Below are 6,240 nucleotides of genomic sequence, written 5' to 3'. Positions count from 1 at the left end.
TGGGAATGGAAAAAGCTGCGCGACGCCGAGAAACCGGTCGGTCAGCAGACCGCCGCAGCCTGAACTGATCGCACCACCATAACGACCACTGCTGTCTCACGCGACGCTTCATTCCGCGGCCTTCAGCGTACGCATACGGCCTTGCTCGCGGCCAAGATAGATATCCGCGCGCCCCGATCCTCATAAAACTCCCGGCATCGAAGTGCCATTTTTTGAACTAGGATTTCGGGACGCTGGTCGACCATCATGCCATCTTCTATTCTTCCCGCAGATTGATGACCGTCTGCCTCCGTTGAAGCCGACAGCCGTATTCGTCAGGCAACCGTGCCGCAGACCGGCTGGAAGATCGCGCCCCGTCGCAGGCTCGCCCTCGGTATCCGACAGCTTCGCCCGCGCGGTCGCGGCTTCAGCTTGCCAGTTGGTCGCCTGCGATTTTGATGAGCCGCTCCAGACGCAAATGCGTATAGCATGCCCGAAGGGCGGTCTGGTGGGTCGGGTCTCTTTCATCGTCGGGCCAGTTGACGAAATCGACGCCGTCCGCAAGGCTCTCCCAACCTCAAGCGGAGCCAGTACCAGCACACGCGATCTAAAGGCCGGATCTGATCGATCCAGCAGATCGGAACGATGACCATGAAGCTCACATTATTGCTGCTCGACATCGCTCGGAATCCTGAACCAGGTCACATAGAGCGCCGGCAGGAAGAGGAGGGTCAGGACCGTCCCTACGATGATGCCGCCCATCATGGCATAGGCCATAGGCCCCCAGAATACCTCGCGAGAGATCGGGATTAGGGCAAGGGTGGCCGCGGCCGCAGTCAGCATGATGGGTCGCATGCGATGCTCGGTCGCTTCCACCACCGCCTTCCATGGCGGCGTTCCCGCAGTCCTCAGCTCTTCGATCTGGACGATCAGAATGACCGAGTTGCGGATGAGAATCCCAATGAGAGCCAATATGCCCAGCAGCGCAACAAAGCCGAGCGGCGCGTTGCTGAGAAGCAGTGCCGCAACGACGCCGATAAGTGCCAATGGCGCGACCGCGAAGACCAGGAACAAGCGGTGGAAGCTCTGAAGCTGGATCATCAGAAGCGTTGCCATGGCGAAGAGCATGATAGGCGCGACGGCAACGATGGGTCCTTTCGCTTCGCCGCTTTGCTCGACGGATCCACCGACTTCGACGGAATATCCCGCAGGCAAGGTCTTCTTGAAAGCCTCGGCCTTGTCAGCCAAAGCCGCCACGATTGTCGCTGGCTGAGTCGCACCGCTTACGCCAGCCTTGATTGTGATGGTCGGAATGCGGTCGCGCCGCCAGATTGTCGGTTGCTCGAGCTCGTAGCGGAACCTGGCTACCGAGGAGAGCGGGACCGTCTGACCGCTACTGCTTGCCAATTGGAGGTCGAGCAGTGTGTCGATCGATCCGCGCTCCTTCGCCTCGGCTCGGTCAATCACGTCGACCAGATAGATGTCATCCCGGACCTTTGTTACCGTGTCGCCTTCGACGACGCCATTCAAGGCCGTGGCAATATCCTGCGAGGACACGCCGAGCTGTCTTGCCTTGTCCTGAAGAACGTCGATCTTCACCACGCGCGCTGGTTCGTTCCAGTCGAAGGCAAGATTCGTAAGCAGCGGGTGCGAGCCGACGATATTCCCAAGCTTCTGCGCAAGCCCGCGCACGGCCTGCAGGTCGGGGCCGGACACACGATACTGAACCGGCTTGCCGACCGGCGGCCCGATGTCGAGAAGCTTCACATAGGCGTCGGTCCCAGGGAAGGTTTTCTGCAGATACTCCTGGAGTTCCCGCCTGAGCTTGTCGCGGACGTCGAGACCTTTGGTCACAATGATCGTCTGTCCGACAGAGACATCGGAGGGCTGGACATCGAAGGACAGGATGAACCGGGGAGCTCCCGTCCCAACGTAAGTCGACCAATGGTCGATATCGCGATTGCCCGCGAGCTTCTCGCGCTCGAACTGCGCCATCTGCCGGCTCGTCTCGCTGATGGAGCTGTTTTGTGGAAGGTTCCAGTCGACGATGAGTTCGAGACGATCCGAGTTCGGAAAGAACTGCTGCTGCACCAGCGACATGCCACCGAGCGATATGGCGAAGACGAGCACGGTCGCGGCGATCGTCAGCCATCGCCACCTTAGACAGAACTGGAGCAAGCGCGAAAACACCCTCGCGAACCACCCCTTCCGCTCGGCGTGCTTTTTCATCGTCTTCGGCAATATCGTCACACCGAGGAGCGGCGTGAACACCACCGCGACCACCCATGAGACAACAAGGGACACGGCAACGACGACGAAAAGGGTGAAGACGAACTCGCCGGCGCTGCTTTTGTTGAACGCCACCGGGATGAAGCCTGCCACAGTGACGAGCGTGCCGGTCAGCATCGGAAAGGCCGTCGACGTATAGACATGGGTGGCGGCCTTCCTCAGGCTGTCCCCCATTTCCAGGCGCGCCACCATCATTTCGGTGGCGATCATCGCGTCATCGACCAGAAGACCAAGAGCGATGATAAGCGCCCCAAGCGAGATTCGTTGAAGCGAAACGCCAGTATACAGCATCACCACGAAAGTGATGGCGAGAACCAGCGGGATGGAGATCGCCACGACCAGACCAGCCCTCATACCCAAGCTGATGAAGCTTATGACAAGCACGATGGCGATCGCCTCGAACAAGGCGTGCGTGAAGCCCGATACAGCTTCGTCTACCACGGCTGGCTGGTCAGAAACCTGGTCCACGGACACGCCGGCCGGCAGCTCCTGAGCGACGCGGTGCATCGTCTTTTTGAGCGACTCGCCGAACTCCAGGAGATTGCCGCCTGCCTTCATGCCGACTGCAAGAGCAATTGCTGGCTTGCCGTTGAAGCGAAACAGGGAGGTCGGAGGATCGGCATATCCACGCGTGATCGTGGCTATGTCCGTCAGTGGAAAGAACCGGTCATTCACTCTCAGGTTGATCGCTCGCAACCCTTCCTCGGAAACGAAACTGCCCCCGACGCGCAGCGCAATGCGTTCGGCCCCGGTATCGATGAAGCCGGACTGGGTGATTGCGTTCTGGGCCCGCAGCGTCGAGATGAGCGCGGAGCGATCGATGCCGAGAGCCGCCATTTTGCGCGTCGAGAATTCGAGATAGATCGCCTCGTCCTGTGCTCCGACAATGTCGATTTTGCCGACATTCGCGACCGTAAGGACCTTCGTTCGGGCATCCTCCACCAGATCGCGCAGCTGCCGTTGGTTCAATCCATCGGCGGAGAAGGCGAAGATGTTGCCGTAGACGTCGCCAAACTGGTCGTTGAAGAATGGACCGACCACGCCAGAGGGGAGGTCATTGTGAATGTCGGCGATCATGTTGCGCACGCGCGACCATGTGGGGCGGACATCCTTTGCTTTGGTATCCGCCAGCAGATCGACGAAAATAACGGTCTGGCCAGCTGTGGTGAGGCTGCGGGTATGATCGAGATTGTCGAGTTCCTGCAGCTTCTTCTCGATGCGATCGGTGACCTGTTGCGTTACCTCCTGCGCGGAGGCGCCTGGCCATTGGGCCTGGATCACCATCGTCTTGATGGTGAAGGAAGGATCTTCTTCGCGCCCGAGCTGGACATACGCGAAGGCGCCAGCCAGTGCGAAGGCGATCATGAAGTACCAGACCAGCGAGCGATGCTCGAGCGCCCAGTCCGAGAGGTTGAATTTTTTCACGGACGCTGTCCCTTTTCGAGTTTTACTTCCTGACCGGCGCTGAGTTCGTTGACACCGGCGATAGCCACCACTTCGCCCGCCCGGAGGCCCGACAGGACGCGGACTTTTGGAGCGTTGGCGGACGAGCCATCGAGCTGGACGGACCGCAAGGAGACAGTCTGGCTGGCGGGATCGATGACCCAGACATTGCTGGCGCCGTCCTTCACGAGGATTGCGGCGGCCGGCAATGCGATCGCGTCTTCTCTTTGCATGCCGGCGGCGGTCGCCGTCACGACCGAACCGAGCCGAAACACGTCAGGCGCTTTATCCAAGCCGATCTTCAGCCGGTGCGTGCGGGTAGCGGTGTCAGCCTCGGGTCCAATTTCACGCAGAGACCCGGATGTGCGGAGCGCGCTATTGAGCTGGAGAGCGATGTCGAAACGGGTTCCGAAGCGCAATGCGCCGAGCTGTGCTTCGGGAACGTCGACCACCACATCGAGCTGTCCCAGATACGCCACCTTCAAGACGGGCTGGCCGCCTGTCACCATCTGTCCGACTTCGACCGAGGTCGCTGTCACGACGCCGTCGAACTCGGCTTTCAACTCGGCATAGCCTAGCTGCGCGCGCGCCTTGTCGAGACTGCCGCGCGCTTTCGCAACGCTGGCCTCGGCCGACTTCAATCCTTGTTCAGCAAGTTCCAGGTCGGCGGCTGTCCCGGCCTTCATGAGGGCGAGTGCCTGCTTACGCTTCTGAGTGATCTCGGCATATTGACGCTGCGCCGTCGCATTGCGCAGGTCCGCCTCTGAACTTCTTACGGCGAGCTGGAGAGCCACCGGATCGATTTCGGCCAGAACATCGCCCTTGTGGACCAGGTCCCCGATTTCGACCTTGCGCGAAATCACACGCCCCAATGTCCGGAATGCGGGGTCGGTTTCGATCCGAGCTTGCACGACACCGGCGAAACTTGCGCCACTTGGCTGCTCCGTCTTCGCCACAACCGATTTGATCAGGCGTGGAGACCTATCAGGTTGCAAATCGACCGGCTGATCGTTCGCGACCGAAGCCAGTGTCAAGCTGAGGGCGAACACAGCGACCGACATGCCAATTGCAAATCCAATGAAGGAGCGGCGAGTCATTTACTTGCTCTCCCAGGCCACCGGCCGGCCTTCTTCAAGAAATTTTCCGCCTTCGGTCACGACCAGATCTTCGGGATCGACTCCGTCCGTCACGATGAAATCTTCAGTTCGGTATCGGGACACTGCTACCTTTCGGATGGAGGCCGAGCTGTTGTTCTTGTTGATGACCCATACGGCCGGTTCGCCTTCGGCAGATGCCATGGCGCTGGACGGCAGGATGATCCCCTCTTGCGGCGGAGAACGGAATTCCCCAACCACAGGCGTGCCGAGCGGCCATTGTGCACCGCCAGGAAGCGCTACCTTCACGCGGATCGTTCCCGCTTTCGTGTCGATCGTGGGGGAGATTTCCCGGATTGTTGCCTGCGCCTTGCGCATCCGATCACCGACTGGCGCGACGTCGACCTCGGACAGCGGCTGGCCTTCCAGGAAGAGGGCTTCAAACACGTTGAAAACAGCGTCTCGCGGGCCATCATGGGCAAGCGTAAAGGCCGCCTGCGCGGCAGAGACGACTTGCCCAACTTCGATGTTGCGCGAGGTGATGACACCATCAGCGTCGGCCTTGAGTTCGGCATAAGACAAAGTATCGACGGCCGTGGCCAGCGCAGCTTCGGCCGATTGCAAAGACGCTTGCGCGGTCAGCAGTTCGTTTTGCGCCTGATCGTAGGTCGCTTGTGCGACAGCATGCGTTTGAAGCAGCGACCCATAGCGGTTGAAGGCGAGCGTCTTCTGTTCGAGCGTCGCCTTGGCCGAATCGAGCCCGGCCTGAGCAATTCCGATATCAGCCACCTGTTCGGTATTGTCGATGCGGGCCAGAATTTCGCCCTTGCGCACATGGGACCCTATATCCGCCCGTCGCTCGATGACCTTTCCGCCCGCGCGAAAAGACAGATTGGCTTGTGTCCCGGCTTTGACCTCGCCGGTGATTTCTGCGCTCGGCTGGTAACGGGCTTTCGAGACACTGATGGCACGCACCTGCTGGGGCGGTGCCGTGCGGTCTTGTGCATTGGCCGCATGGCCGGGCAGAACGAGCCAAGCGAAAGCAAAGATCGTTTGTCTAAGAACTTGCATAGGCCTCATCACCCATTGGTAACTACGAGAGAGACAGGCTGATTATCACTGACTATCGGGTTAGTCAACGTGGAAGCATGCTTTTAAGGGAAGGGAGCGGAGAAGATTGTCGAAAAGGTAAGGAGAAAGATCGTGCGCCGAACACGAGCGCTCGACCTCCCAAGACGTCCTCAAGGCCGCGTTCGAAAAAATTTACTGCAAAATGGCTGTGCGGCTATGCTTGCCCGGAGCCAGGAGGGAACAGCCGCCCGGCACATCTTAGGTCTCGAGCACGAGCAGGCGCCTATCGAGTCCGTCCATGGCCCAAATTTCGGCTGCGTCCGGTATGATATCGTGGAAGCGGCGGGCACTTTGCTCAGCCGCA

The 6,240-nt window shown here is 59.8% G+C and carries 3 protein-coding genes; all 3 read right to left on the bottom strand.

Annotated features, from left to right (window positions below; translation table 11 throughout):
- Window positions 1–642: 642 nt before the first annotated feature.
- The 3 genes from ACWGS9_RS29775 to ACWGS9_RS29765 are packed head-to-tail and all read right to left on the bottom strand — an operon-like array spanning window position 643 to window position 5,876.
- Window positions 643–3,693: an efflux RND transporter permease subunit gene (locus tag ACWGS9_RS29775; RefSeq protein WP_454508601.1), complete on the bottom strand. Its 3,051-nt coding sequence runs from the start codon at window positions 3,691–3,693 to the stop codon at window positions 643–645.
- Window positions 3,690–4,808 carry an efflux RND transporter periplasmic adaptor subunit gene (locus ACWGS9_RS29770; RefSeq protein ID WP_454508600.1) on the bottom strand — a complete coding sequence of 373 codons (1,119 nt, stop codon included), beginning with the start codon at window positions 4,806–4,808 and terminating at the stop codon, window positions 3,690–3,692. The genes ACWGS9_RS29775 and ACWGS9_RS29770 overlap by 4 nt, the downstream gene beginning before the upstream one ends.
- On the bottom strand, window positions 4,809–5,876 hold the full coding sequence (locus ACWGS9_RS29765) for an efflux RND transporter periplasmic adaptor subunit (protein ID WP_454508599.1): 1,068 nt from the start codon (window positions 5,874–5,876) through the stop codon (window positions 4,809–4,811).
- Window positions 5,877–6,240 lie beyond the last annotated feature (364 nt).

The organism is Mesorhizobium sp. Arg314 (assembly GCF_053714275.1).
This window is presented reverse-complemented; position numbering and strand designations above follow the sequence as displayed.